The organism is Aliivibrio wodanis (assembly GCF_052920805.1).
Map to the genome: position 1 here is coordinate 16,330 of NZ_JBREXA010000001.1, position 23,802 is coordinate 40,131.

At 36.9% G+C, this 23,802-nt stretch carries 23 protein-coding genes; 15 read left to right on the plus strand and 8 right to left on the minus strand.

The window, feature by feature from the left end; translation table 11 throughout:
- The 4 genes from ACU5DF_RS00065 to ACU5DF_RS00080 all read right to left on the minus strand — a co-directional run bounded on the left by ACU5DF_RS00065 (position 1) and on the right by ACU5DF_RS00080 (position 4,650).
- Positions 1–1,404 (minus strand): tyrosine-type recombinase/integrase, encoded by a 1,404-nt coding sequence (locus ACU5DF_RS00065; RefSeq protein ID WP_446711298.1) that lies wholly within the window; start codon positions 1,402–1,404, stop codon positions 1–3.
- An 82-nt stretch (positions 1,405–1,486) separates the two neighbouring features.
- The gene (locus ACU5DF_RS00070) at positions 1,487–2,914 is read right to left on the minus strand and encodes a transporter substrate-binding domain-containing protein (RefSeq protein ID WP_446711299.1); all 1,428 of its coding nucleotides are present in this window, start codon (positions 2,912–2,914) and stop codon (positions 1,487–1,489) included.
- Positions 2,915–3,045: 131 nt separating this feature from the next.
- Positions 3,046–3,666: a LysE family translocator gene (locus ACU5DF_RS00075; protein ID WP_045104099.1), complete on the minus strand. Its 621-nt coding sequence runs from the start codon at positions 3,664–3,666 to the stop codon at positions 3,046–3,048.
- A gap of 111 nt (positions 3,667–3,777) precedes the next feature.
- A complete protein-coding gene (locus ACU5DF_RS00080) occupies positions 3,778–4,650 on the minus strand; it encodes a LysR family transcriptional regulator (protein ID WP_045104098.1) in 873 nt (290 codons plus the stop codon).
- A 78-nt stretch (positions 4,651–4,728) separates the two neighbouring features.
- On the opposite strand from ACU5DF_RS00080, the gene ACU5DF_RS00085 reads away from it, so the two are divergent.
- The 14 genes from ACU5DF_RS00085 (at position 4,729) to ACU5DF_RS00150 (ending at position 18,071) form a co-directional block, all read left to right on the plus strand.
- Positions 4,729–5,928, plus strand: coding sequence for a multidrug effflux MFS transporter (locus tag ACU5DF_RS00085; protein ID WP_446711300.1), 1,200 nt, complete (start codon positions 4,729–4,731; stop codon positions 5,926–5,928).
- A gap of 258 nt (positions 5,929–6,186) precedes the next feature.
- Positions 6,187–6,843 carry a 2OG-Fe dioxygenase family protein gene (locus ACU5DF_RS00090; RefSeq protein WP_446711301.1) on the plus strand — a complete coding sequence of 219 codons (657 nt, stop codon included), beginning with the start codon at positions 6,187–6,189 and terminating at the stop codon, positions 6,841–6,843.
- Complete coding sequence (locus ACU5DF_RS00095; RefSeq protein WP_446711302.1) at positions 6,827–8,059, plus strand: cysteine desulfurase-like protein; 1,233 nt, start codon at positions 6,827–6,829, stop codon at positions 8,057–8,059. Before ACU5DF_RS00090 ends, ACU5DF_RS00095 begins: the two co-directional genes overlap by 17 nt.
- A gap of 354 nt (positions 8,060–8,413) precedes the next feature.
- Positions 8,414–10,444: an EAL domain-containing protein gene (locus ACU5DF_RS00100; protein ID WP_446711303.1), complete on the plus strand. Its 2,031-nt coding sequence runs from the start codon at positions 8,414–8,416 to the stop codon at positions 10,442–10,444.
- Between the two features lie 167 nt (positions 10,445–10,611).
- Positions 10,612–11,223 carry a sigma-70 family RNA polymerase sigma factor gene (locus ACU5DF_RS00105; RefSeq protein WP_446711304.1) on the plus strand — a complete coding sequence of 204 codons (612 nt, stop codon included), beginning with the start codon at positions 10,612–10,614 and terminating at the stop codon, positions 11,221–11,223.
- Positions 11,216–11,869, plus strand: a complete 654-nt coding sequence (locus ACU5DF_RS00110) for a ChrR family anti-sigma-E factor (protein WP_446711305.1) — start codon at positions 11,216–11,218, stop codon at positions 11,867–11,869. The genes ACU5DF_RS00105 and ACU5DF_RS00110 overlap by 8 nt, the downstream gene beginning before the upstream one ends.
- A 124-nt stretch (positions 11,870–11,993) precedes the next feature.
- The gene (locus ACU5DF_RS00115; RefSeq protein WP_446711306.1) at positions 11,994–12,422 is read left to right on the plus strand and encodes a nuclear transport factor 2 family protein; all 429 of its coding nucleotides are present in this window, start codon (positions 11,994–11,996) and stop codon (positions 12,420–12,422) included.
- Positions 12,419–13,156 (plus strand): SDR family NAD(P)-dependent oxidoreductase, encoded by a 738-nt coding sequence (locus ACU5DF_RS00120; RefSeq protein WP_446711307.1) that lies wholly within the window; start codon positions 12,419–12,421, stop codon positions 13,154–13,156. The genes ACU5DF_RS00115 and ACU5DF_RS00120 overlap by 4 nt, the downstream gene beginning before the upstream one ends.
- A complete protein-coding gene (locus ACU5DF_RS00125; protein WP_446711308.1) occupies positions 13,156–14,433 on the plus strand; it encodes an NAD(P)/FAD-dependent oxidoreductase in 1,278 nt (425 codons plus the stop codon). The genes ACU5DF_RS00120 and ACU5DF_RS00125 overlap by 1 nt, the downstream gene beginning before the upstream one ends.
- Complete coding sequence (locus ACU5DF_RS00130) at positions 14,430–15,161, plus strand: DUF1365 domain-containing protein (RefSeq protein WP_446711309.1); 732 nt, start codon at positions 14,430–14,432, stop codon at positions 15,159–15,161. The genes ACU5DF_RS00125 and ACU5DF_RS00130 overlap by 4 nt, the downstream gene beginning before the upstream one ends.
- A 10-nt stretch (positions 15,162–15,171) precedes the next feature.
- Entirely contained in the window at positions 15,172–16,446 is a 1,275-nt protein-coding gene (locus ACU5DF_RS00135; RefSeq protein ID WP_446711310.1) for a class I SAM-dependent methyltransferase, read from the plus strand.
- Positions 16,447–16,528: 82 nt separating this feature from the next.
- Positions 16,529–17,101, plus strand: a complete 573-nt coding sequence (locus tag ACU5DF_RS00140; protein ID WP_446711311.1) for a DUF2878 domain-containing protein — start codon at positions 16,529–16,531, stop codon at positions 17,099–17,101.
- A gap of 71 nt (positions 17,102–17,172) precedes the next feature.
- Entirely contained in the window at positions 17,173–17,550 is a 378-nt protein-coding gene (locus tag ACU5DF_RS00145) for a chalcone isomerase family protein (RefSeq protein WP_446711312.1), read from the plus strand.
- A 2-nt stretch (positions 17,551–17,552) separates the two neighbouring features.
- Positions 17,553–18,071, plus strand: a complete 519-nt coding sequence (locus ACU5DF_RS00150; RefSeq protein WP_446711313.1) for a DUF3833 domain-containing protein — start codon at positions 17,553–17,555, stop codon at positions 18,069–18,071.
- A gap of 62 nt (positions 18,072–18,133) precedes the next feature.
- Here ACU5DF_RS00150 and ACU5DF_RS00155 read toward each other — a convergent pair whose 3' ends face one another.
- The gene (locus ACU5DF_RS00155) at positions 18,134–19,081 is read right to left on the minus strand and encodes a ChaN family lipoprotein (RefSeq protein WP_446711314.1); all 948 of its coding nucleotides are present in this window, start codon (positions 19,079–19,081) and stop codon (positions 18,134–18,136) included.
- 181 nt (positions 19,082–19,262) lie between these two features.
- Here ACU5DF_RS00155 and ACU5DF_RS00160 point away from each other — a divergent pair, with 181 nt between their 5' ends.
- Positions 19,263–19,400 (plus strand): hypothetical protein, encoded by a 138-nt coding sequence (locus ACU5DF_RS00160; RefSeq protein ID WP_446711315.1) that lies wholly within the window; start codon positions 19,263–19,265, stop codon positions 19,398–19,400.
- A gap of 39 nt (positions 19,401–19,439) precedes the next feature.
- Here ACU5DF_RS00160 and ACU5DF_RS00165 read toward each other — a convergent pair whose 3' ends face one another.
- Genes ACU5DF_RS00165 through ACU5DF_RS00175 form a run of 3 tightly spaced genes read right to left on the minus strand, consistent with a single transcriptional unit; the run spans position 19,440 to position 23,746 of the window.
- Positions 19,440–21,320, minus strand: a complete 1,881-nt coding sequence (locus ACU5DF_RS00165; protein WP_446711316.1) for a metallophosphoesterase family protein — start codon at positions 21,318–21,320, stop codon at positions 19,440–19,442.
- 52 nt (positions 21,321–21,372) lie between these two features.
- Complete coding sequence (phrB, locus tag ACU5DF_RS00170) at positions 21,373–22,812, minus strand: deoxyribodipyrimidine photo-lyase (RefSeq protein ID WP_446711317.1); 1,440 nt, start codon at positions 22,810–22,812, stop codon at positions 21,373–21,375.
- Complete coding sequence (locus tag ACU5DF_RS00175) at positions 22,802–23,746, minus strand: YbgA family protein (RefSeq protein WP_446711318.1); 945 nt, start codon at positions 23,744–23,746, stop codon at positions 22,802–22,804. Before ACU5DF_RS00175 ends, phrB begins: the two co-directional genes overlap by 11 nt.
- Positions 23,747–23,802: the final 56 nt, after the last annotated feature.

Sequence of the window (23,802 nt, forward strand, 5' to 3'; positions counted from 1 at the left end):
CTACCACCCCCCATTTATTTTGTTGTTTTTACTTATTGCGACTCTCAATTGGTCATCAAGTTTATTTATGAACTTAATGTACTTTTCAGTAATAGAAGTACTTGAGTGCCCCATCAGCTCTTTTAACTCATCCATCAGAAAGTCATAGGCAACCTGTCGCTTTTGAGATTCACTCCAAAGCCAATGAGTGGCAAAAGTTGAACGCAAATCGTGGATGCGGTAGTACCAACCAGGTTCTATTGCTCTGATGCGCTTTTTCAGTACACCAAAATGCACTTCCAGAGTATTTTCTGTGTAAGGTCGTCCTTTGTTGGAAACAAAAAGGTAATCAGTGGTGTCTAGTTCTTCTTGAGAATCAATCTGCTCTTTTCGTCGAGTTAGGTTCTTTTGTCGCTGATTACATTCCTTGTATACCTCTAACTCTTCATAAAGTGCGATAGGGATTTCAACAGTGCGAGGTTTGCTCCCTTTGGTGTGTGTAATGTGAACAGGTACCACGTCTAGCTCACTACAATCAGAGTGACCAATATTGTGTGCAGGGAAGTGCGTAGATTCATCAATTCTAAGCCCAGACTCTTCACATAGTCTAAGCATTAAGCAAACAGCCTTAGGTAATGTCTTTATGTGCCGATAAAATAACTCTTTATGATCGAACGTCATCGGTTTCAGCTTTTGATAAGCAGGCGTTTGATCGTTTTTGGGAAACATCTTCATGATGTTTGATATTTCATAGACTCGCTTTCCGCCACCCTTGGTGTGGGCAAGCATGTCGTGCTGATTAGTGTAGTCTACGTAAGCTTCTACCTTGCTGAAGTGTGTCAATACATGTTCATCATCATTTTTGAGATAGCCGTACTTTTGCATCCACTTATAAAAACCAATCACAGCTCCCATGTAACTTCTAACGGTAGCAAGAGAATAGGCCTCTTCACCTGTTGCATTACCTTTACTTCGGCAATTAGCCAAGAGGCACTCTGCAAACTGCCAAGGTGCACCTTCTTCCTCATATTTTGTTAAAGACTTATAGGTTAAGTGTTGTGGTGGTATTTCGTTACCGTCATTGTCCAGTTGAGAGATGTGAGTTGAATCTAAGAAGCGAGTAAAGGCCAACAAACCCTTTGCAATTGAGTCGGTGTCTTTAACAAATCCTTCGCCACGAAGTTTGGAGACTAGGTAAAATGATTGTGGGTAAACAACAAGTCCATCGGGTGCAATGATAATATTGGTTTTCTTTAGGCGTGACTTTAGATGGGATGGGGAAAGGTAGGGTGAGTAGGTCACCTCGTCAGAGTCAGCATCGTTGATCTCTGATATTTTCAGTTTTGCTAATGTATCTACCTCTACGGAAAGCAATCGGTAGTCATCATAAATATCAGAATGTTTTTCTTCATGCGTTTCTCTCACAAAACAACCCTCAATATGTTACCCATATATCAAAGATAGATTGTCATAAAAATTTATCAAGTTATTTTGTCATTAAAAATAGTCAAGGGTGACGAGTACCAATACTTAAACTCCATTTACTGTTATCTACTTTTCCACTTATCACTAAACTTGGAAAATGATGTTGTAATGCATAGCTTATTACTTCTATAGAATCAATAAACCCAAAAAGCTGTCCTGACTTTACTTTTTCTAAGCCATCCTTCAGTGAATCTACAAATACAAATTCAATTGATGGATGTGCAGATGGGACCATTGTGCTTAATGAATAGCCTCGAATTATCCCAATTTTAACATCTCGTAAATTATTAAAATTAGGGATGAAGCGTTGTTCTGCTGAAGTAGTAATGACAATATCACTTATAAGAAAAGGACGACTAAAATTGAGAGTTGTTAAACGTTCAAGATCAGCTTCAATTGGTGCAATAATATCGCATTCTCTATTATTAATTTTGAATAATGCATTTCTCCAACCTGTGGTCGCGACTAATTCAAATGGAATATTAAGCTTTTGCTGTAATAACTGCATGAAATCACCGGTGATCCCTGTCGCTTTACCATTTTTAATCCCACTAATTGGCATCCAATCAGGATAAGTACAAAATTTTAGGTTATCTTTAGTGAGCAAATATTCAGCTTCGGCCTGGGTGTATTGCAATTCAGTTTGAGACCAATCTGGAATTTGATTGGTTAACCATTTATTTTCTAGTTCAGAAAACTCTTCAGGTGAAATTACAGAGATACCTTTATCAATAATGTTTATTAAAATAGGATTATTACTGCTTACTCCTAAAAAATTTGGTGTATTATTGAAAAAATCTTGTGAGACTAAGCTTCGAGTTTCCAGAGAAGAGAAAAAATACTTTGAAATATAATAGTGGAAGACAGCAGACGATCCTATTGCTGCATCTGCCTTGCCATTTAAAACCAACTCAATTGATTCAAGCGAATCAGAGGCTAAAAGAATATTAATACCAGGATAGTGTTGTGCAAGGATCTCCTGATGAGAATAGCCTTCAACAACAGCAATTACGCGTCCATTTAAATAGTCCTTGAAATCTAACCCAGCATAAGTACTTTTAAATAAAATTGCATCTCGAGTGTTAGATATTGAGCGTTCACTAAAGCTAATATATTTTTCTCGCTGAGCTGTTTTTCGTAAATTTGAGATAATGTCGATTTTATTTTCTTGTAGTTTCGCTAATGATTGTGCCCAAGATAGCCCTACTTCAAATTTAACATCTACCCCAATTTTTGTAGCTAGTAATCGAATAAAATCGTTACTGTAGCCCTTGCCCTCACCATATTCGATATAGTTATATGGAGGCCAATGAGACTCAGTATTGATTACTAGAGTTGGATTATTTGATAAATATTCAAGTTCTTCTTCATTAAATTGGATATTTGACTTTGCTTTAGATGGCAAAGAACAAAATAAGAAGAATAAGAGGAGAAATCGTATTAAAACCATGTCAGAACCTTACTTGAGTGAAGTATAAGTATAGTTCCTTTTGATAACACTGTATATAATTACCGTCACTTGTTCTGTTTGTTTTTAACAAGAAAGATTCCAGTCTCATTTTCATCCTTGAGTTTTCAGTATCACCCTAAAAACAACCAAGCAGCGACACCAATCATTAAACTACCAGAAATTCGATTCATTATTTTAACATTATTAGAATGACCTAATACACGCTTAAGACCTTTACCGCCAACAGCATAAAGTGTCATACATAGAAATTCACAAACTAAAATAATTGAAACTAAGGCGATGAGTTGTGGTGCTATGGCATGGCCTCCATCAATAAAAGGGGGAAGCAAAGACACCATAAAAGCCCAACCTTTAGGATTTGCAATAGCGGTAACAAAGCCTTGTACAACTAAATCCCAATCTTTTCCCTGAGGCATATCCGCTTGATCTGCATTCATGGCCAGCTTACCTTTTGAACGCCACATTTGAATACCTATGTAAGCAAGGTAACTGGCTCCAATGGCTTTAAATATCGTAAATAACCATGGATAGTTTAGCATGATGGCAGCAACCCCTAATACCGCAGCGACAGCCACTAGAGCAACGCCAACTAATTCCCCGATCATCATCCAAAGCGTACGCTTATAGCCAATGCTCATCCCTAGGCTTAGTGCTAATGTCATACACATTCCAGGAGTCACTGAAACAAAGAAAAAGGTAGGAATAAACGCCCATAAAATTGCAGTATTCATAATTAGATATCTAAATTCAAGAACAGAAGAAAAGTAGAGTACGAATATTTAGTTTAAAATCAATATAATTTCGTATTTGTAATGAGAAAATTGTTATTAGTGTTATGTTTGTCAACTTAGTTTACTTTTTAAATATTTAATAAATAGTTGAGTTCGAGTATGTTCGTAATCTAGAGTGGGGTAATAGGCGTTAACAGAGGTGTGGTCGGCTGTTAATTCAGGTAAAACAGCAACTAGATTACCTGAATCAATATCATCAATCAGCATCTGTTTACTGGCTAATAATATCCCCATTCCACGCTTAGCTGCATGAAAGAGAGCTTCAGGGTTCGTAGTTGAAAAATTACCCCGTAAAGTAACTCGTTTATTGTTTTTTAACTTAATCTCCCTAATAGGTCTTTCACCCCAAATAAGCATATTGTGACGCTTTAAATCCTCTAGATCCGTCGGCATTCCATGTTTTTCTATGTATTCTTTGGAAGCAAAAAAACCAGAATGATGTTCAAAAAGAGGCGTTGATTTATAGCTAAAAGTATTAAGCTGTTCTAACTCTCGGCTAATAAAAACATCAATATTATTTTCGGGTACTTGCCCAGGAAGAGTAGTGATAAGTTGAACTTTAATCTTTGGATAAGTAGCTAAAAATTCATCTAAATACTTAATGATAAATTTTGAACCGACCGCTAAGGTTGCACCTATTTTCAAGAGGCCGGTTGGTGTTTGGTTAATTGCACGGGTTTCATCAACTAAATGTTGCCATTGATCTAATTGTAGTCGAGCTCGTTGATAAAAAAGAATACCAGCTTCTGTTTGGTGTACAGAACGAGTTGTTCGTGTGAGTAGTTGAACGCCAACACGATCTTCAAGCCAACTAATACGCTTACTTATGGCTGAGCCTGATGTGTTTAACTGGAAAGCAGCGGCGTTAAAGCTGCCTTCTTCAACAACTTTAATATAGCTTCGAACGCACTCAATCCAATCCATAATTAATTCCTACTGGGATGCAATGTGATTCCTGTAATGGTTATTATCAATAATATTGATTGAATGTAAACTAAAGTCATGAATAAAATTAAAACACAAGATCAACCATCAGGCCGTCTAAACAAAACACCATTATTACTCGCAATGATGATCATAGCAACGGGACAAGTAGGTGTGAGTATTTACTTACCATCTCTACCTTTAATTAGCCAAGATCTGAGTGTTTCTGCCGCGGATGTTCAATTACTAGTGACACTTTTTCTCGTAGGATTCGGTGGTTCTCAGCTTTTTTATGGACCATTATCTGATGCTGTAGGTAGGCGACCTATTTTCATTTTAGGACAAGGGATCTATCTACTAGGCACAGTGTTATGTGTTGTAATGACAGATAATTTTACTGCGTTAGTGTTAGGGCGTCTTCTTCAAGGCTTAGGTGCGGGCAGTGCATCAGTATTAGGGCGAAGTGTATTAAGAGATAGTTACAGTGGACGCAATTTAACCAAAGCCATGTCTTACATCTCTATCACGGCATCAATTTTACCAATATTAGCCCCAGTTATTGGTGGTTGGATTGCTTGGAACTTCAGTTGGGAGTGGGTGTTTGGTTTTGTACTTATTTACTTAATGTGTATCTTAACCATTGGTTATTTGATCTTGCCTGAAACGCTACCTTATGAACCACAAAAATTTAGTTTTAAGCAAACTTTAGCTGACTATGGTTCGCTGTTTTGTAATGCTCAGGTAATCTCTAGTGCTAGTTTAAATTGGGTCAGTTATTTAGGGAGTTTGGTTTCTGTTTCTTTACTCCCATTTTTACTTCAAGATGGATTAGGGCTTACAACCGCAGAGTATGGTGAAGTAATGATTATTCCCTCAGCAGGTTTAATGATCGGTAGCTTTATTCTCAATAGTTTGAATAAACGGTTATCAGTAAATCAATTAATGAGTTTGGCCTTGGTGATCATGACAATATCTGGTATTTGCTTGATTAGTTTTGATACATCACTTTTTTCATTAATATTTTCTTTTACTCTGTTGGCTGTTGCTCAAGGTATATCATTTCCATTATCTATTAATTTATTACTTGCACCTCATACTAAAAAAGTAGGAACTATTTCTGCTTTATCGGGCTCAGTTCAGATGTGTTTAGCTGGTTTATTAGGCGGATATTTAGTGAGGGATTGGGTAATAAATCAACATACATTGGGTTTGTTTTACCTAACAATAACAATAATTATGTTACTTGTTTTGTTATGGAATAAAAAAGCAATCAATTAATATTTATTAAAAATCAGATGGTTACCTTGGTTTTAGTGAAGAACTCTGATTTCGTATTATACAACAAAAGCCAAATGGTTTTTAATTCTATTATTTTATATTATATCGAATTTATATTTCAAACTTTTAAAAGTGTGCGAATGAAACTACTGTTTGATTTGATTTATTAGCATTTCTGCGTAAATAATAATATGTAACTCAAATGTTAACGAGGTATAGGGTTAATATATTTTTGATTAGTATTATGCAGGAGGCTATATGATTCATTCACACGATACAACATTACAGTTAACGCAACTAAGTCACGATGCGGTTCATCAACTTGCACCTTCTTTTTCCGGTTTACCTAAAACTACTCACGCTGATGGAAGCTATCGATTACGACGATATTCGGTTATTAATATGATGAATGAAGAGGTTGTTGAGACGAGTAAGCATAATTTTGTACAGAGTGAAAATATTAATCACTTTCAAGGTGATGTTGTTCGTCAGTTTGAAGGAATAGAGAAATCTATTTTACATAGTGAAGGAATGGCTGAAATGTGTCAGATTTTTATGGATCTTAATCATTTACCCAATGGACAAGAAATTGAGATTCATCAGATGCGTATTGCCGCTATTTATGAAGAGACTCAAATTGCACCAGAAGGTGTTCATCAAGATGGGTTTGATCATATTGCTCTTATTGGGATCGACCGTTCAAATATTGAAGGTGGAGAGCTTCTTGTTTATAAAAATGAAAACGAAGAACCTTTCTTTAGAAAAATTTTAGAAGATGGTGAAGTTGCGATGCTTGATGATGGAAAGCTATGGCATAACGGTAAACCAATTCGATTGATTGATCATGATCATGAAGGGCACATGGATGTATTTGTATTAACGGCAAAGGATAAAGCTAATGATCTTCACTCCTGATAAAGTTCGTCCACAATTTTCAGCATTAGCACAAACAATTAATCATCAACCAGTTCTATTTCTAGATGGCCCAGGAGGTTCTCAAGTTCCAAACTCTGTATTAATAGCCATGACTGATTACCTTGGTTATTCAAATGCGAATCTAGGAGGACACTTTTTCTCAAGTCAGAAAACTAATCTAGTGATGGATAATGCTCGCTCTTCTTGTGCTGCGTTATTAAATGCACCAAGCAGTAATAACATTGTGTTTGGGGCCAATATGACCTCCCTGACGTTTCAATTAAGCCGAGCGATTAGTCGAGATTGGAAAGCGGGTGACGAGATCATCGTTACTGCATTGGATCATTATTCGAACGTATCGAGTTGGAAGCAGGCAGCTGAAGATAAAGGTGTGATTGTCCATCAAGTTAGAGTGAATACTGACGACTGTACGTTAGATATGGAGCATTTTTATTCATTGTTATCAACTAAAACAAAGTTAGTAGCAACAACTTATGCTTCCAATACCACAGGATCTTTAGTTGATGTTCAATCAATTATTAGAGCATCTCATGAAATAGGTGCGATGGTTTATGTTGATGCTGTTCATTATGCTCCGCATCATTTAATTGATGTACAGACACTTGATTGTGATTTTTTAGTTTGTTCTGCATATAAATTTTTTGGTCCACATGTTGGTATTGCTTATATTTCTCCAAAATACCTTCAATCTCTTTCTCCATATAAAGTTGAACCCGCTACAAATATAGGCCCAGGTCGATTTGAAACAGGAACTCAAAGTTTTGAGGGGCTAGCTGGGGTTATTGCAGCTATTGAATATTTGGCTCAATGGGGAGCGAAAGAGGGAAGTTTAAGAGAGCGGCTGGTAAGTAGTTTTACTCAATATCAACAGCACGAACTTGCATTGACGCATTACTTTTTGAATAAGATAGAAAGACGTCCTTGGATTTCTTTATTCGGGATTAATGAGCCGAATAATTGTGGTAATAGGACGCCTACCTTTGCTATTCGTCTTCAAGGGCATACTCCTGAAGAGGTAGCGAAAGAGTTAGGAAGAAATAATGTTTGCGTGTGGAGTGGGCACTTTTATGCGCTTGGGTTGATTAGGCAACTTGGACTAGAAGAAGATGGTGGTGTAGTTCGCATCGGATTAATGCATTACAACAGCATAGATGAAATTGACTATTTATTTTCACTATTAGATGCATTGGCATAAGAAGCCGGAATATCTTTTAAATCTTAGCCATTGATTCGCTGTAGCTGGGCCTTCATTATTTGTGCAAGAGGGCCCGTTTATTTATCATATTGATACAATTTTATCGAAGAACATTTACTAATAGCTACTTTACTATTATTAAATGTTCTTATTACATATATCGATAATTTAGTTGGAGGAATAGTATAATTACAACACACATAAAAAGATGATTTAATAGCTTTATTTCTTTTATGTTTACGCGTTAGATCGCAATTTACAGAAAGTTATTATTTTGTAAAAAACAAGTGATTATTTACGGCGTATGGTTTAATATACTAAGATATACGGTTTATTATTCTGGAAGGAAGAATCATGTTTAGTTACATAATGAAGCAGTTACCGGCAAACCGGTATATAGCAGGGGTTAGTAATGTCTTTATTATGCTATTACCTGTTTCATTGATCTCTTCATTTTGCCTTTTGATATCAAACGGTGCAAGTTTACTTGAGTTAACGGAAATGAGTAACAAGTTATCTCAGACGAGTACACTAATTGCTCAATTGTTCCCTGTATTGTTAGTTGTCTTTTTTTCCCAATATTTAGCTTCTTTAAGAAAACAAGCTGAAATCGCGGTTGTATCAACCTCTGTCATTGTTTATTTTGTGATTTGTTTTCAGTGGGGATTTGTACGAGCGAATACCTTCATACCAATCAACTTTCCATTAGCGATTATTATTCCAATAAGTGTGAGTTTTTTAACTCATTATTTTAAGTTTTGGTCTGTATTAACTGATGCCGATGTGCCAAACATTGTCGAGCGCTCTATTAATCTTGTTGTATCAGTTTGTATTGTTAGTATCGTACTTGTCTGTATTAGTTTGCCAATTAAAGTGTTCATTTCTTATGGAATAGGTTTAACACAATTAATGCCAAGTTTGGATCCTGCTTCGCTGCTTGATGGTGTTATTTATGAAACCATTCGTGGCTTTCTTTGGTCTATAGGGATTAATGGCCATGTAATTCTAGCTTCTTATAAAACAGAGTTATACCGTTTAACTATTGAAAATATGGCTCTTTATGAGCAAGGCTTAGCAGCGATGCCAATCTTAACCAGTAATTTCTATGACTTCTATACTGGAATGGGAGGCGCTGGAAATACCATTAGTTTGGTTATTTGTATTTTAATTTTTGCTAAAAATAAAGGCTATCGTTCATTAGCAAAAGCGGCATTAATATTAAGTATTTTTAATATTAATGAGCCAATTATTTATGGCTTACCGATTATGTTCAATCCAATTATGATTATCCCTTTCTTGTTGGCGCCTATAGCTGGTTTATTAATTGCTTTTTTTGCAACCTCAACAGGTGTGGTTCCACCGTTAACAGAGGTTATAAGTTGGATGACACCGCCGATTATAGGTGGATATATAGGTACTGGTGGATCCATACGTGCAGCAATCCTACAAGGACTAATTATCGTTATAGGGATAGCGATTTATTATCCTTTCTTTAAACGAATGGATACGTTTAGTTTAGGGAAAACGACCATGGATTCTTTATCTGAACGTTTTTTTAGTTCAGAAAAAATTGATACGACGAAAGCGCTCGGTAGTTATATTCCACATCTATCCACTAATATAGCTGCTCAAAAAGAGGTAGAGAGATTACATAAAACAGGCGAATTTATTCTTTTTTATCAGCCTCAATATGATATAGAAACAAAAAGTGTCAGTTCTTTAGAGGTATTGATTCGTCATCGCTCATACAATGGGGATATTACTCCACCTTATTTTATTGAATCATTTTCTCAACTTGGCTTAATGCCAGAGTTAGATTTTTGGGTCATTGAAAAGGCCATTGCATCAGCGAGTACTTATGCTCATGATCCTGAGTTTAAAGTCTCTATAAATGTGTCTCCAGAGACGGTACTTGTACCAAATTTCCTCTCTACTGTTGCTCGCTTAGTAACAAGCAGTGCATTGAGCTTCTCTCAATTAGAATTAGAAATTACAGAAGAATTACTGATTAAAGATGAACTTAAGACTAAGACAACTCTAAATAAATTAAGGGGGCTAGGTGTCACTATTGCCCTTGATGATTTTGGTTCAGGTTATTCATCTATTGCTTATTTATCTCGCTTTGATTTTGATAAAGTGAAATTAGATCGCTCTTTATTGTTAAATATAGAAACAGACAGAGGGCGGAAATTATTTTCTTTAGCCGTTGATTTAGGTCGAATTACAGGGGCTTCGATTGTTGTCGAAGGTGTTGAGACGCAAGATGAAATTGATTTTGTCAAATCACTTGGTATCAATTGCATACAGGGCTTTTTCTTTTACAAACCAATGCCTATTGAAGATATTATTGAACTAGGAATAGTTACTTGTCCTGAGGTCAGCTAGTGTAATCCTTCTTTCCTTCTCCTTAATTGTATGCAAAGGCCATTCGTTATTTCGAGTGGCCTTTTATCTTTTATTAGTATTAATTGGTATAGTAATTAATATCGATGTAATAATGATCCTTTTCTTATCTCTCTTCGTATTAGTTATAAACTATCTCGGAGGTGACTATGCAAAATCAGCACATAGAGGTTGGTAATAGAATGAACTCAACGTATAAGTTAGTGCAGAGTGAAGAAGAGATTGCACAGTTGGATCTCTGGCTGAATTTAGTCTCTGAAAGTCAAGATAAGCAAGCGTTTTCAGAGCTATTTACCTGGTTTGCACCTAAAATTCGTGCCTATGGATTAAAGAAATTCAATGATCCAACGTTAGCAATGGATTTAGTCCAAGAGACGATGACGCTTGTTTGGCGAAAAGCGACGTTATTCAATCAAAGCAAAGGTAATGCGTCTGGTTGGATATTTACGGTAATGCGTAATCATAGCTTTGATATGTTACGCAAAATGCAATCAAATAGAGAAGATACGGTCAGTGACGAGTTGTGGCCATTATTTGATAAGCAAGTAGAGGCCGTAGAGCTAGATTGGTTGGAAACGAAAAAATTGAAGAAGGCAGTGAGCATATTACCTAATAACCAACGAGTGGTTGTGGAAGGGATTTATGAACAAGGCTTGACTCAACAAGAGCTCTCAGAACAATTAAGTGAACCAATAGGAACGATTAAATCACGGCTGCGTTTAGCATTAACCAAATTAAGACAGGAGTATGAGCATGAATAAAATTACCCACCATCCTAGCGATGCATTATTACGTTCTCATGTCGACGGTGATTTACCTGAATCTCTTGCTGTTGGTATGACGCTGCATTGTGATTTGTGTGAACATTGTAAGCGAAAGTCTGAACAATTAACTCAAGAATTTGCAGCAAAAGCGTGGAAAGAGCCAGCAGAAGCTGAGTCGGTTGATTTTTCTCAAATGCTTAACGGTATATTAAATACCGAGGTTGAAACTAGCTATTTGGAAGAGCCATCGGTAGAACATATTTTTATTGATTCTTTTCATTATGAATTACCTCGTGTACTGACTCGTTATGTCGATATGAAATGGAATCAAATGGGAGCGGTAAGTCGTGCTCGTTTGATAGAAGAAGGGGTGACACGGTCTAACTTATTGTATATCAATGCCGGTGGCGTGATCCCTACACATACTCATAAAGGTTTTGAGTTAACCTTATTGTTAGATGGCAGCTTTGAAGATGAATCAGGACATTATCATAAAGGTGATTTTATTTGGTTAGACTCTTCGCATGCACATAGCCCTAAAACCACTGATGGATGTTTATGTTACACTGTACAAAATGCGCCACTGCATTTTACTCAGGGAATAAGCAAATTATTTAATCCGATAGGTAACTTATTGTACTAATATATAAATATAAGTAAGCAAGCTGAGTTAAAGCTAATTTTCTTTTATTAAAAAGATCACAGGATGTGATCTTTTTTGAATGCTGCCACGTAGTATTTCATAAGTTTAATAAGGACATATCATCATGAAGCACTCTAATTTTGTTACTACATTTATATCACTTTATGGTGAATTAGATCGCTCAACTCTTCATCGTCTTCCTGAAATCTATTCCAATGATATTCAATTTATTGATGCCGTACATCAAATAGATGGGCTTCCTATGCTTGCCGAATATTTTCAACACTTATACGAAAATATTTTGAATTGTCAGTTTCATATCCATCATGTTATTGAGAATGATGGTGAAGCCAGCCTTTTTTGGACTATGGAATACAGCCATCCTAAAATAGGTAAAGGGAAATGTATTTCTGTTGATGGCACCTCACATATTAAATTCAATGAAAGAGTGTATTACCACAGAGATTACTTAGACATGGGGCAGATGCTGTATGAGCATTTACCAGTTCTTGGTTCAGCGGTAAAGCTGATTAAAAAGAGAATGCAGTCATGAAAACAATATTAATCACAGGTGCAACGTCGGGCATAGGCCTCTCTTTAACAAACAAATACCTTAAACAAGGTTATCGGGTTTATGCGTGTGGTCGTAATTTTTCTGGATATGTTGATTCAGATTATTTAACGACCGCAAAAGGCAACGGTAGTTTAATTGAGATCGTTTTTGACCTTGATGACAGTCATTCAATTCTTGAAGCACTTTCTAGTATTGAAATGCTAGATACCGTAATTCTTAATGCGGGAACGTGTGAATACATCGATGACGCGACTCAGTTTGATGCTGCATTATTTGAGCGAGTGATCACAACCAACGTCATTTCAATTGGGTATTGTTTACAAGCACTAATACCAAAAATGAAGCGGGGTGGTCACTTAGCGTTAATGGGTTCAAGTGCTTCCTACGTACCATTTCAACGGGCAGAAGCGTATGGCTCAAGTAAAGCGGCAATTCATTATTTGGCAAAATCGCTTCAATTAGATATACCACCGGAACAATTTACTATTAGTGTGATTGCCCCTGGGTTTGTTAAAACGCCGCTTACAAATAAAAATGATTTTCCTATGCCAATGTTAATCGACGTTGATAAAGCAGCAGAGCATATAATTGAAGGTATAGATAAAAATAAAAAACACATTCATTTTCCATTTCCATTTACGAGTTTTTTAATTTTAATGGGAAGTCTCCCAGATCGTATATGGCACTGGCTCGCTTTAAGGATGAAACGATAATGAAAAAAATTGCAGTGGTTGGGACAGGTATTTCAGGATTGGTATGTGCGCATTTATTATCACGAGAGCACGATGTGACAGTATTTGAAGCTAATGATTATATTGGTGGGCATACCGCAACAAAACGAGTAAAAGCAGAAGGAAAAGAGTGGGATATTGATACTGGTTTTATTGTGTTTAATGATCGAACCTATCCAAACTTTATTGAATTATTAACTCAACTTGGTTTATCAGGACAAGAAACAGAAATGAGTTTTAGTGTAAAAAATGTCATTTCTGGTCTTGAGTATAATGGCCATAATTTAAATACACTTTTTGCTCAACGCGCAAACTTATTTAATACTAAGTTTTTATCTTTAATTAGTGAGATTTTACGCTTTAACAAACAGTGTAAAGAGCTGTGGAGTGTAGAGCACAGTGATGATCATATCGATCTTGATATTGATGGAACACTAGGTGATTTCTTATACAGTAATGAATACAGCAGCTATTTTTCTGAGCACTATATTTTACCGATGGGTGCGGCTATTTGGTCATCCAGCTTACAAGATATGAAAGCGTTTCCGTTGCATTTCTTTATTCGCTTTTTCCATAATCATGGCTTGTTAGATATTGCTAATAGACCTCAATGGTATGTGGTTCCTAATGGTTCTCATTCATACATAAAGCCTCTTATTGCGACGTTTAAAGATAAAATACATTTAAATAGCCCAGTAACCAGTGTGACTCGAAACCCTAGAGGAGTAACGTTAGAGATAAATGGAGAGGATAAGCATGACTTTGATGAAGTGGTATTGGCTTGTCATAGCGACCAGTCATTAGCAATGTTAAGTGATATTACAACAGCAGAAAAGATGGTGCTTAGCAAACTCACTTATCAAGAGAATGAAGTTGTTATGCATACTGATGAGAGCTTATTACCAATACAAAAACGTGCATGGGCGGCTTGGAATTATCATCTGGATACGGGAAATAAAAATAATCCATCCAGTGTTACTTATAATATGAATATTCTCCAAGGATTAGAAACCAAAGAAACAACGTTTTGTGTCACTTTAAACAATTCGCCATTGATTCATAAAGATAAAATATTAGGCTCATATAAATACGATCATCCTGTATTTAATACAGACACTATAGAAGCACAAGCTCGTCGAGAAGAAATTTGTGGTCGACACCATACCCATTTTGCAGGTGCTTATTGGTATAACGGATTCCATGAAGATGGCGTGAAAAGTGCTCTTGATGTGTGCCAACGTTTTGGAATTAGCCTATGATCAATTCCTGCCTCTATCACGGTGACGTAAGGCACAGACGATTTCAAACTAAGACGCATAGTTTTAGTTATCAGATGTTCTTTGTCGCCTTAGATTTGGATGAATTAGAAAAAACCGAACAGGTGGGGTGGTTCAAAAAAGGACGTTTTGCTCCTCTAAGTTTTCGACGTTCTGATTATCTTGGCAATCAAGAAGAGCCTCTAAAGCAATCTGTTTGGAATAAAGTGAGTGAGTTGGGTGGAAATAACAACCAAGGTCGAGTGCTCTTTGTTGGGCAGGTTCGTTGTTTTGGGATCTATTTTAGCCCGATTAATCTTTATTATTGTTATAACCAACAAGGTGAATTGACAGATTTATTGGCAGAAGTGAGTAATACGCCATGGAATCAAACTCACTATTACTTAATAAAAATTGGTTCTGAGCAAATCATAGATAAAACCTTTCATGTATCGCCTTTTTTGGATCTGAATATGAAATATCATTGGTTTATTAAAGCGCCAAGCAAGCGATTATCGTTACATTTAGAAAACCGTGGCTTAGATGAAGAGCAAGAAAAAATCTTTGATGCAACGATAGCCATGACACGAAAAGAATTTAATTCAAAAAATATACGTGAACAAGTGATCTCTATTCCCATGATGACCGTAAAAATAGTATGGGGCATTTATTGGCAAGCATTGAAATTATTCATAAAACGAATCCCGTTTGTGCCACACCCAGAGCAATAAGGAGAGAGCAATGGCTAGTAATCAAATAGAGAGAACAGTATTGAAAGAGTCAGTATTAAGCAATGATAAAAACAATAAGCCAATGAGTTGGATTGATGGGATGGCACGTAAAGTGTTGTTGGATTATTTAGGTAAGATGACTCAAGCCTCACTGACGATAAATGACGAATCAGGACAAGTTGTTTTAGGAGATCCATTAGCCTCTTTGCAAGCAGTGGTAGAGATCAATAACACAGAAGCGTATCGAAAAATTTTATTCGGTGGTGGCATTGGTGCGAGTGAGGCGTATGTCGCTGGTTGGTGGACAAGTCCGAACTTAACGAAGGTTATTCAAGTGCTAGGCCGTGAAGAAGGTGTGCTTGACAGAGTAGAAAATAGCTTTAGTAAACTGGTTCAATTTTTTGATTTAATCAACCACAAGCGCAATAAAAATACCAAAGAAGGGTCTAAAAAGAATATTTTAGCGCACTATGACCTAGGCAATGAAATGTACAAAATGTTTCTGGATAAAGAAATGTTGTATTCAAGTGCTATCTATCCTAATGCCGATGCAAATTTGGAAGAAGCTCAGTTATTTAAATTACACACTATCTGTGAGCGACTTGAGCTAAAAGAAGGTGAAACTTTACTTGAAATAGGCACGGGCTGGGGAGCGTTAGCTATTTATGCAGCACAACATTATGGTGTAAATGTTACCACAACGACGATTTCTGATGCTCAATATGACTTTGCAGAGCAGCGAGTTAACGCATTAGGGCTGCAAGATAAAATTACGCTTCTAAAGCAAGATTATCGAACGCTTGAAGGTCAGTATGACAAATTAGTTTCGATTGAAATGATAGAAGCAGTAGGACACGAATATCTAAGCACTTTTTTTGATGTGTGTAGTCGACACCTTAAACCTGAAGGTAAAATGTTAATTCAAGCAATTACCATTGCAGACCAACGTTATGACCAATACCGTAAAAGCGTCGATTTTATTCAGCGTTATATATTCCCTGGGGGTTGTTTACCATCAGTTAGTGTCATGGCAAATAAAGTGGCACAAAACACAGATATGGTGATTACTTCACTACATGACATAGGCTTAGATTACGCCAAAACATTACGTCATTGGTATGAACGTTTTGATGATGCTAACAGTGATTTAAAGCAAATGGGTTATGGCGATGACTTTATTCGTTTATGGCAGTTCTATCTTTGTTACTGCGAAGGTGGCTTTTTAGAACGCAAGATAAGTACTGTGCATTTAGTGGCTGCTAAACCACAACATGGGGTGTGTTAGTTGAGCATTACTTATATTTATGCCAATCTGGATAAGTAACCTAGTAACAAATTTATTTAGATTGGTAGTGTAGGAGGCTCCAATGTTACGTTATTTTCCTATAATCAATGCGATCTGGTTTCAATTGGTTTGGTTTGCTGTGATCCTTTATCAACAGCAAGCTATTCCTTTCTTACTTGTTTCAATATTGCTTCATCTTTTAGTATCACCAACTCGAAAAGTAGACTTTTATTTACTCATTTTTATTTCGATGTTAGGTGTTCTTGGGGATGTGTTACTGTCATTTACCGGCGTATATCAATTCCCTAATGATGTACTGATACCTGTGTGGCTTATTTTACTATGGTGTCATTTCGGTTTTGCAATTAACCATAGTTTAGGCTGGTTATCCCGTTTCAATCTTGGATTAATTGCCTTACTTGGTGCGATTGCTGGGCCACTAAACTATTTAGCTGGTCATCGATTAGGTGCTGTTGATTTCTCATATTCATATCAAATCACTTTATTTTCAATTGGAGTGATCTGGGCGGTAAATCTCCCCGTATTTATTATTATTCAAAAGCGTTTAAGAGCAAGAATAAATAATGAGGGGAAGGGTCATGAAAAGATTGATGAATATATTTGCCATAGTAATAAGCCTATTAACAATAAATAGTGCTGCCGCGGCTCCATTAAAAGGTCTACAAAGCAGCGGAAAATCAGAGCTGTCATGGTTCTTAATCTGCAGTGTATGAAGCGCAACTATTTACCACATCAGGTCAGTTTGTATATGGCCAATACCCACAAGCACTTGAGATTGAATATTATCGTAATATAACAAAAGAAAACTTAATTAAAGCGACCAAAGAACAATGGGAAGAGCAATCAATTAAGCATCCTGATTTAGATTTTTGGCTAGTTGAGTTAGAACAAGTATTTCCTGATGTTAAGCCTGAAGACAAGCTAGTTTTTAGTATTGATGAGATAGGGAATAATCAGTTTTTTCTAAATGATAAACCCATTGGAAAAATCGCAAGTAAAGACTTCTCTCAGCTTTTCCTCGATATTTGGGTATCGGAAAAAACGACTTACCCAGATCTACGTCTTGAATTAATAGGGGAATAATAATGGAAAAGATAATCCTATTCGTTTTCAGCATTCTATTAATAGGTTGTTCTTCTCAAGATATTAATGATTATGCAGGTACAACCCCTGAATTCTCAATGAAAGCTTTTTTTCAAGATGATTTAAAAGCAGAAGGGATAGTAAAGGACTTTAATGGCACTGTGATAAGAACATTCACTGTCGATCTTCAAGCCCAGTGGAGCGGAGATATATTAACATTAGACGAACAATTTCTATTTAATGACGGTGAAGAACAAGAGCGAACTTGGGTTATTCAAGATTTAGGTGATAGTTCATACACAGGAGTCGCCAGTGATATTCTTGATACGGCTTATGGAAAAAGCGTAGGGAATGCTCTTAATTGGAAATACTCAATGATACTAAAGGTAGATGATTCACACTATGAAGTCGAGTTTGATGATTGGATTTATCAAGTCTCAGATAGCGTTGTTATTAACCAAACTGAAATTTATAAATGGGGTGTACAAGTAGGTGAAGTTGTACTTGTTATCCGAAAATAAACCAAAACCACTCACTTTATTCCCTCGTCGAAGTGAGTGGTTTTTTATTTCTTATTAGTTAATCATTTACATACAAGATCATTGTTACGGTTTTTAATCTCTTTGTATGCTTTCATCATGTTCTCTTGTTTAACAAAGCGTTTTGGTGGCGTTAAAACCTCTAACTGATAGTCAGAGCCTTCATTAGAGGCTTTTTCTAGTGGAGAGATAACCACGACATTAAGATTTGGGTTTAATTTTACTATCTGTGCTGCTGTCCCTAGGCCATTTTCAATATGAAACTTTCCTGCAATATGCATTACTTGCGCTTTAGGGTGTAGCGCTAAGTAATTAACAATGCTTTCTGCCATCGTGGCATCCCACGTCATTTGAGCTGCAAATTGTTTCTGAGTTTGTTCTTCATCGCCGTGGTGCATAGAAGATAAGAACTTTGACTTATAAGGTGAGTCAGAAAGATCGATGTGTTTAGCCAACCATGATTTTTCATCAATATCGAGTTTATCTAAATAACTAATGCCTTGTTGACCAATACATTTTACGATTGGTTTTGGGGCATTTGCAGCGATAACATCACGTTCTTCTGCTTTTGCAAGTTCAATTAATGGACGATAGTTACTTTCATAATTAGGCCAAGCGTTAGCGTCAGACATTAATGTTTTCTCACCAATTTTACCGGTTAAGTACTCATCGATAATCATCTGTTTATCACGACTGAACTGCTCCATAGATAGAGCTAATTCAGGGTTTGTCGCAGAGAGCTGTTTAAATAAGTCGGTTTGAAAACGGTGAACTGCTGCGTGAGTGTGCCATTCACCAATCAGAATAACATCAGCGTCAATTATCTCTTGAGGTAAAGCAGTAAGAGATAAAGTAGAGCCTGTTGGTGATAGTAATTGGTAATCATAGAAACTAGTGATAGCTTGAGAAGCTGTTGATGTTGATTTAATTTGTTGGCTGCAACCTGATAACAAAAGAACAGCAGTAAGAGAAAATAAAAACGTGGATTTCATAATAGAGATTCAGTAGAGAACAGTTCTATAGAGTAGGATAAAACGAGAGAAAATTCAATCTTAATAATAATCATTACCATTTGTGGTGGTGCGATTTGAATAGGATTTTGTATCTCTGTCACAGTATTGCAATTTAAGAGTCGTATAATCGGGCTCTTGGAACTCACATAAGGATATTAATATGAGTGCAAACTACCTTGAGAAAACTAGGTGCCATGAAGAAGTGGAATTAGAGTGGCTAGACGCAATTGAAGCGGGCCTATACTTCCATAATTCAATAGAGGTTGAGAGCGGTTCTGACACCACCCTCAACGATTAATGTTTTCAATTCTCACTATTTTTAATAGTACAAAGTGATTTAATCACTTGATTTAGGCAAGAAGGAAATAGATTCTCCTTCCGCGGTTAAAATCGAAATCTGTTCCGGCTTGCCTTTTTCATCCAACCTTAATTCCCCAATTGAACTTTTATTAATTAACTTATCGTTATTTGTGACCGATGGATCTCGTTTGGTGACTAATAAATTCTTACGCTTTGTAAACCAGTTTAACGGAGAGTGTGGGCTATAGAGCACCCTGTCCATAAAATCACAACAACGAAGTAAGACATTAGGAAACTCGTTTTTAAACCCACTACAAGTAATTTGGTAGATATCAGGGCTTGATTTACTGTGACGCAATTTAATGTCATAGGCGAAAGAGTAATGCACATCACCAGATAGAATGACAAAGTTTTGTGGTGTTTTAGGGTGAGTAAGAATACTCAATAGTGTATTTGCCGAGCCTGGGTGAGCCATCCAGTTTTCTGCATCAATAACTAAAGGTTGACCTAGTAGCGTCATTGTTTTTTGCAGGGCTTCAATAAATTTAACCCCAAAAATAGGCGCAGCAGAGATAATGATAATGGCCTCTTGTCCAATAAGCTCATGCTGAAAATCAAGCATTGCCTCCCAATCCATCAAACCTGAAGGCTTATTAGTATTGGATTCAGAACGCCAACGACGAGTTCGAGTGTCTAATACCACAACTTTAGGCGTTGTATGGATAGAGTAATGCCATTGCTCGAATCGAGTTAACTGTCTGATAAGTTGTGTATGCTGCTCATGCTTATAATGGCGAAAGAGTTGACGGAAACTCTCTAAAAATTCGTCATCAAATTGTTCAGGGTTATTTCCCCAACCTTGACACAGAAAGTAGCCCATTAAGCCATTACCAATCACTTGCGTTGCTAGCGGATGCCCATTAACGGCATTTTCCCATCCAATAGTTAAGTTCCAATCATCAGTGATGTCATGATCATCAAAGATCATGTAAGTCGGTATATGAGCAAACAGTTGCTGGACGTCATTGAGTCCTTGCACAAATTGTTCAATAACGGCTTTTTCTGTTTTCCAGCAAGCGTGCCATTTCTTATCCAATTTACCTTCTGGATCAGGAAGAGAGGCGGGCAGATCTACACATTCCCACAAGGTTGGTGACCAAACTAATAGATACATGACGAAGAATTCGGCACAGGTCATTAGATGGTTCTCATGCTCACTGGAGCTAAAAATAGGGCGTGATTTATAGACATTCCATCGAGAAAGGAAATTAGTATTATCAATGTAGTGTGGCAAAATTTTATCGCGCAGGTAAAGATTATGTTGATGGGTATAGAGCGCGCTGCTTGTTGGGATCTCGGTATCAGGAAGCGACTCTTCAAATAATCCTAGTTGAGGAATTATTTGCTGAATTGCCATTAGCATTGGTCCTGCGACATCATCTGCATAGATCTGATCACCGCTCATCATCAATAAAGAGGCCCTGTCTTTCAGTGCTTGCGTTTTCAATTGTTGATTAGCAATAACTAGGCTGTCTTTACTTGGATAGTGAGGATTACGGCATGAACCATGTAAGACATAATCGGCTTTGTCTTTAATTATGAATGAGAATAGAGACTCATTAGGATAAAGTGCATTAGGCAATAAAGTAGATAATGCGCCATGTTGAGTCATGATATCGTATTCGAGAGCTTGATTTGCCGGAAAGTCCGCTTGGCATCGCAGTAGATAAACCCAGGCATGGTGACCGATTTGGATGCATTGCTGCTCGGTTATCATAAACTCAAGTGCATTATCTGCCCATTGAATTAGAGTACGACCTTCGAGGCGTTCTGAAGTCGTTAACCATAAGTTGACTTCAGTCGCACTCGATTTTCTAATAATAGGCCCAGCAAGAACTAACGGTAGTGATTTAAACATCAATTAATACAACTCTTAATAACAGATGAGACCATCATAATACTTGCTATGGTTAATTAGCAACATCCTGAGCTTTGGCGTGCTTATAGATATCTAATGTCTTTAATCGTTGTACTGCATGCTCAATAATAGGATCTACGTAATTATCCGGTTTCAATAGGGGGTTGCTATCGGGTTGATGCAGTAGCTTTCCTGTTAGTTCCGATAAATCTGGTAGCCAATGTTTAATAAAAACACCATTACTATCAAATCGTTCGCTTTGTGTTGTGGGATTAAAAACACGGAAATAAGGCGTACTGTCACAGCCCACTGATGCACACCATTGCCATCCTCCATTATTCGATGCAAAGTCACCATCAATAAGTTTTGACATAAAGTACTGCTCGCCCCAGCGCCAATCAATGTGCAAGTCTTTGACTAAAAAACTGGCAGTGATCATTCGTAACCGATTATGCATCCAACCGATATTGTTGAGTTGCTTCATTGCGGCATCAACAATAGGAAACCCTGTTTCACCTTTACACCATTGCTCAAATTTATCTCTGTCGTTATTCCATTGAATGTACTTATCAAAACTCAAAAATGCGTGGTTTTTAGATAGCAATGGATAAAAGTGAAGGAGATGAGTGTAGAACTCTCGCCATATTAATTCATCAAGCCAGATCTCTTGTCCCTGAGTTAATTGGTTATTTGCTTCCAAATGCAAACGTAAAATGCACTGTTTTGCTGAAATCGCACCAATAGCCAAATAAGGAGAGAGTTGACTGGTCCCCTCTATGGCTGGGTAATCTCGTTGGTCATGATATTGTTGCGATTTTTCACGACAAAACTTACGCATAGCATTAACTATCGTTTTATTTGAAACTGACCACGCCTTGCTTTCATTACTGATAGAGCCAGTAAATGTATGGTTATGATAGCGTTGAAGTGAGTTTAACTGCGTTGCCGATAACTCAACTGAAGCGGTCACTTTTTCAATGGTTGGAAAGTGTTGATAAAAGTACTCTCTCCACGCTTTTTTAAAGGGTGTAAAAACCTTATAGGGCTGGTGGGTTTTATTCAGCACTTTTCCAACTTCTACGGCACATTTGGCATCATAAAAAGCACAATGAACATCAGACAGTTGTGCAGCAACATTAGCATCTCTGCGTAATTCATCTGCCTCATATTCTTTATTGGCAAATAGATGTGATATACCAAGATCGTTACACAATGTGTGAAGCTGTAGTGGTACATCTTTAAACCAAGGACAGGATAACACCAGTAGTGGAATATTTAGTGCGTGCAGCTCTTTTTTAAGTTCAAGCAAACGCCTCTTTATCAGATCGATTTGAATTGACGCTTTATTGTGTTGTTGCCATTGAGATTCACTGGCAACAAAGATGGCGACAGTAGGCGCTTGATTAGCAAGAGCTGCGGATAACGCTGGGTTATCCGCCAATCTTAAATCAGTACGAAACCAAACGCATTGCATGGTTGGTTTATAATCCATAGCGTAATCTCAATTCTTGAGGGTATGGATTAAGGAAAGATTGTTTTGCTAAATATTCATTAGAATGAATGCCTAAATGATGTTTAATTAAGGTAATAGGCGACAATAAAGGCAGTAAACCTTGATTGTAGTCTTGGATGATTTGAGCTAATTCTATCTTTTGTTGAGATTCTAGTTCTTTCTTGAAATAGCCTTGAAGATGCATCAACACATTCGTATTGTTCTTACGAGAAGCGCGGATCGCCATTGTCTGCATTAACTGTGTACGATAAATAGCAAAGAACTCATTTATGTCATATTCCGCTACTTTCGCAACCAATTTACCTAAGTTTTTGTATCCAACGGTGGAGTGTGACATCAGGGTGTATTTGTAGCGAGAGTGGAAAGCAATGATTTTACCTGACGTTGGCTCTCCATCCATTGATTTGTACAGGTCATGTAAACAGAAAACACGAGTAATGAAGTTTTCTTTAAGTACAGGATCACTCAATCGGCCGTCTTCTTCTACTGGCAACCAAGGCATCTCTTTCATTAGGATTTGAGTGTAAAGCCCAACCCCATTTTTTGTCGCACTGTTTTTGCTGTATACCTTAACTCGTTCCATGCCACAGCTTGGTGAATTCGCACAAACAATATAGCCGCACATTTCTGTTTCTTTCAGTCTATCAACCGTTTTTTGAGAAAACTCTACCATTGAATCGGTGTAGTCCAAAGACGCATCTTTTGAGTCAACTAGTGCTATTCTTTCTTCGTTTGTAATTAAACGTATTGTAGGTCTTGGTACCGACATACCACTGCCAACCTCTGGACAAATAGGTACATAAGTAAAGTAGGGTGCAAGTACTTTAGAGGCAAATTTATTGCTTTTGTGTCCACCGTCAAAACGAACACTTTCACCATTAACGCATGAACTAATACCAACTTTAATATCCATGATTGACACTCCATTGCTTATTTTTATTATCAGTAGCTAATTAAACGAATTAACTC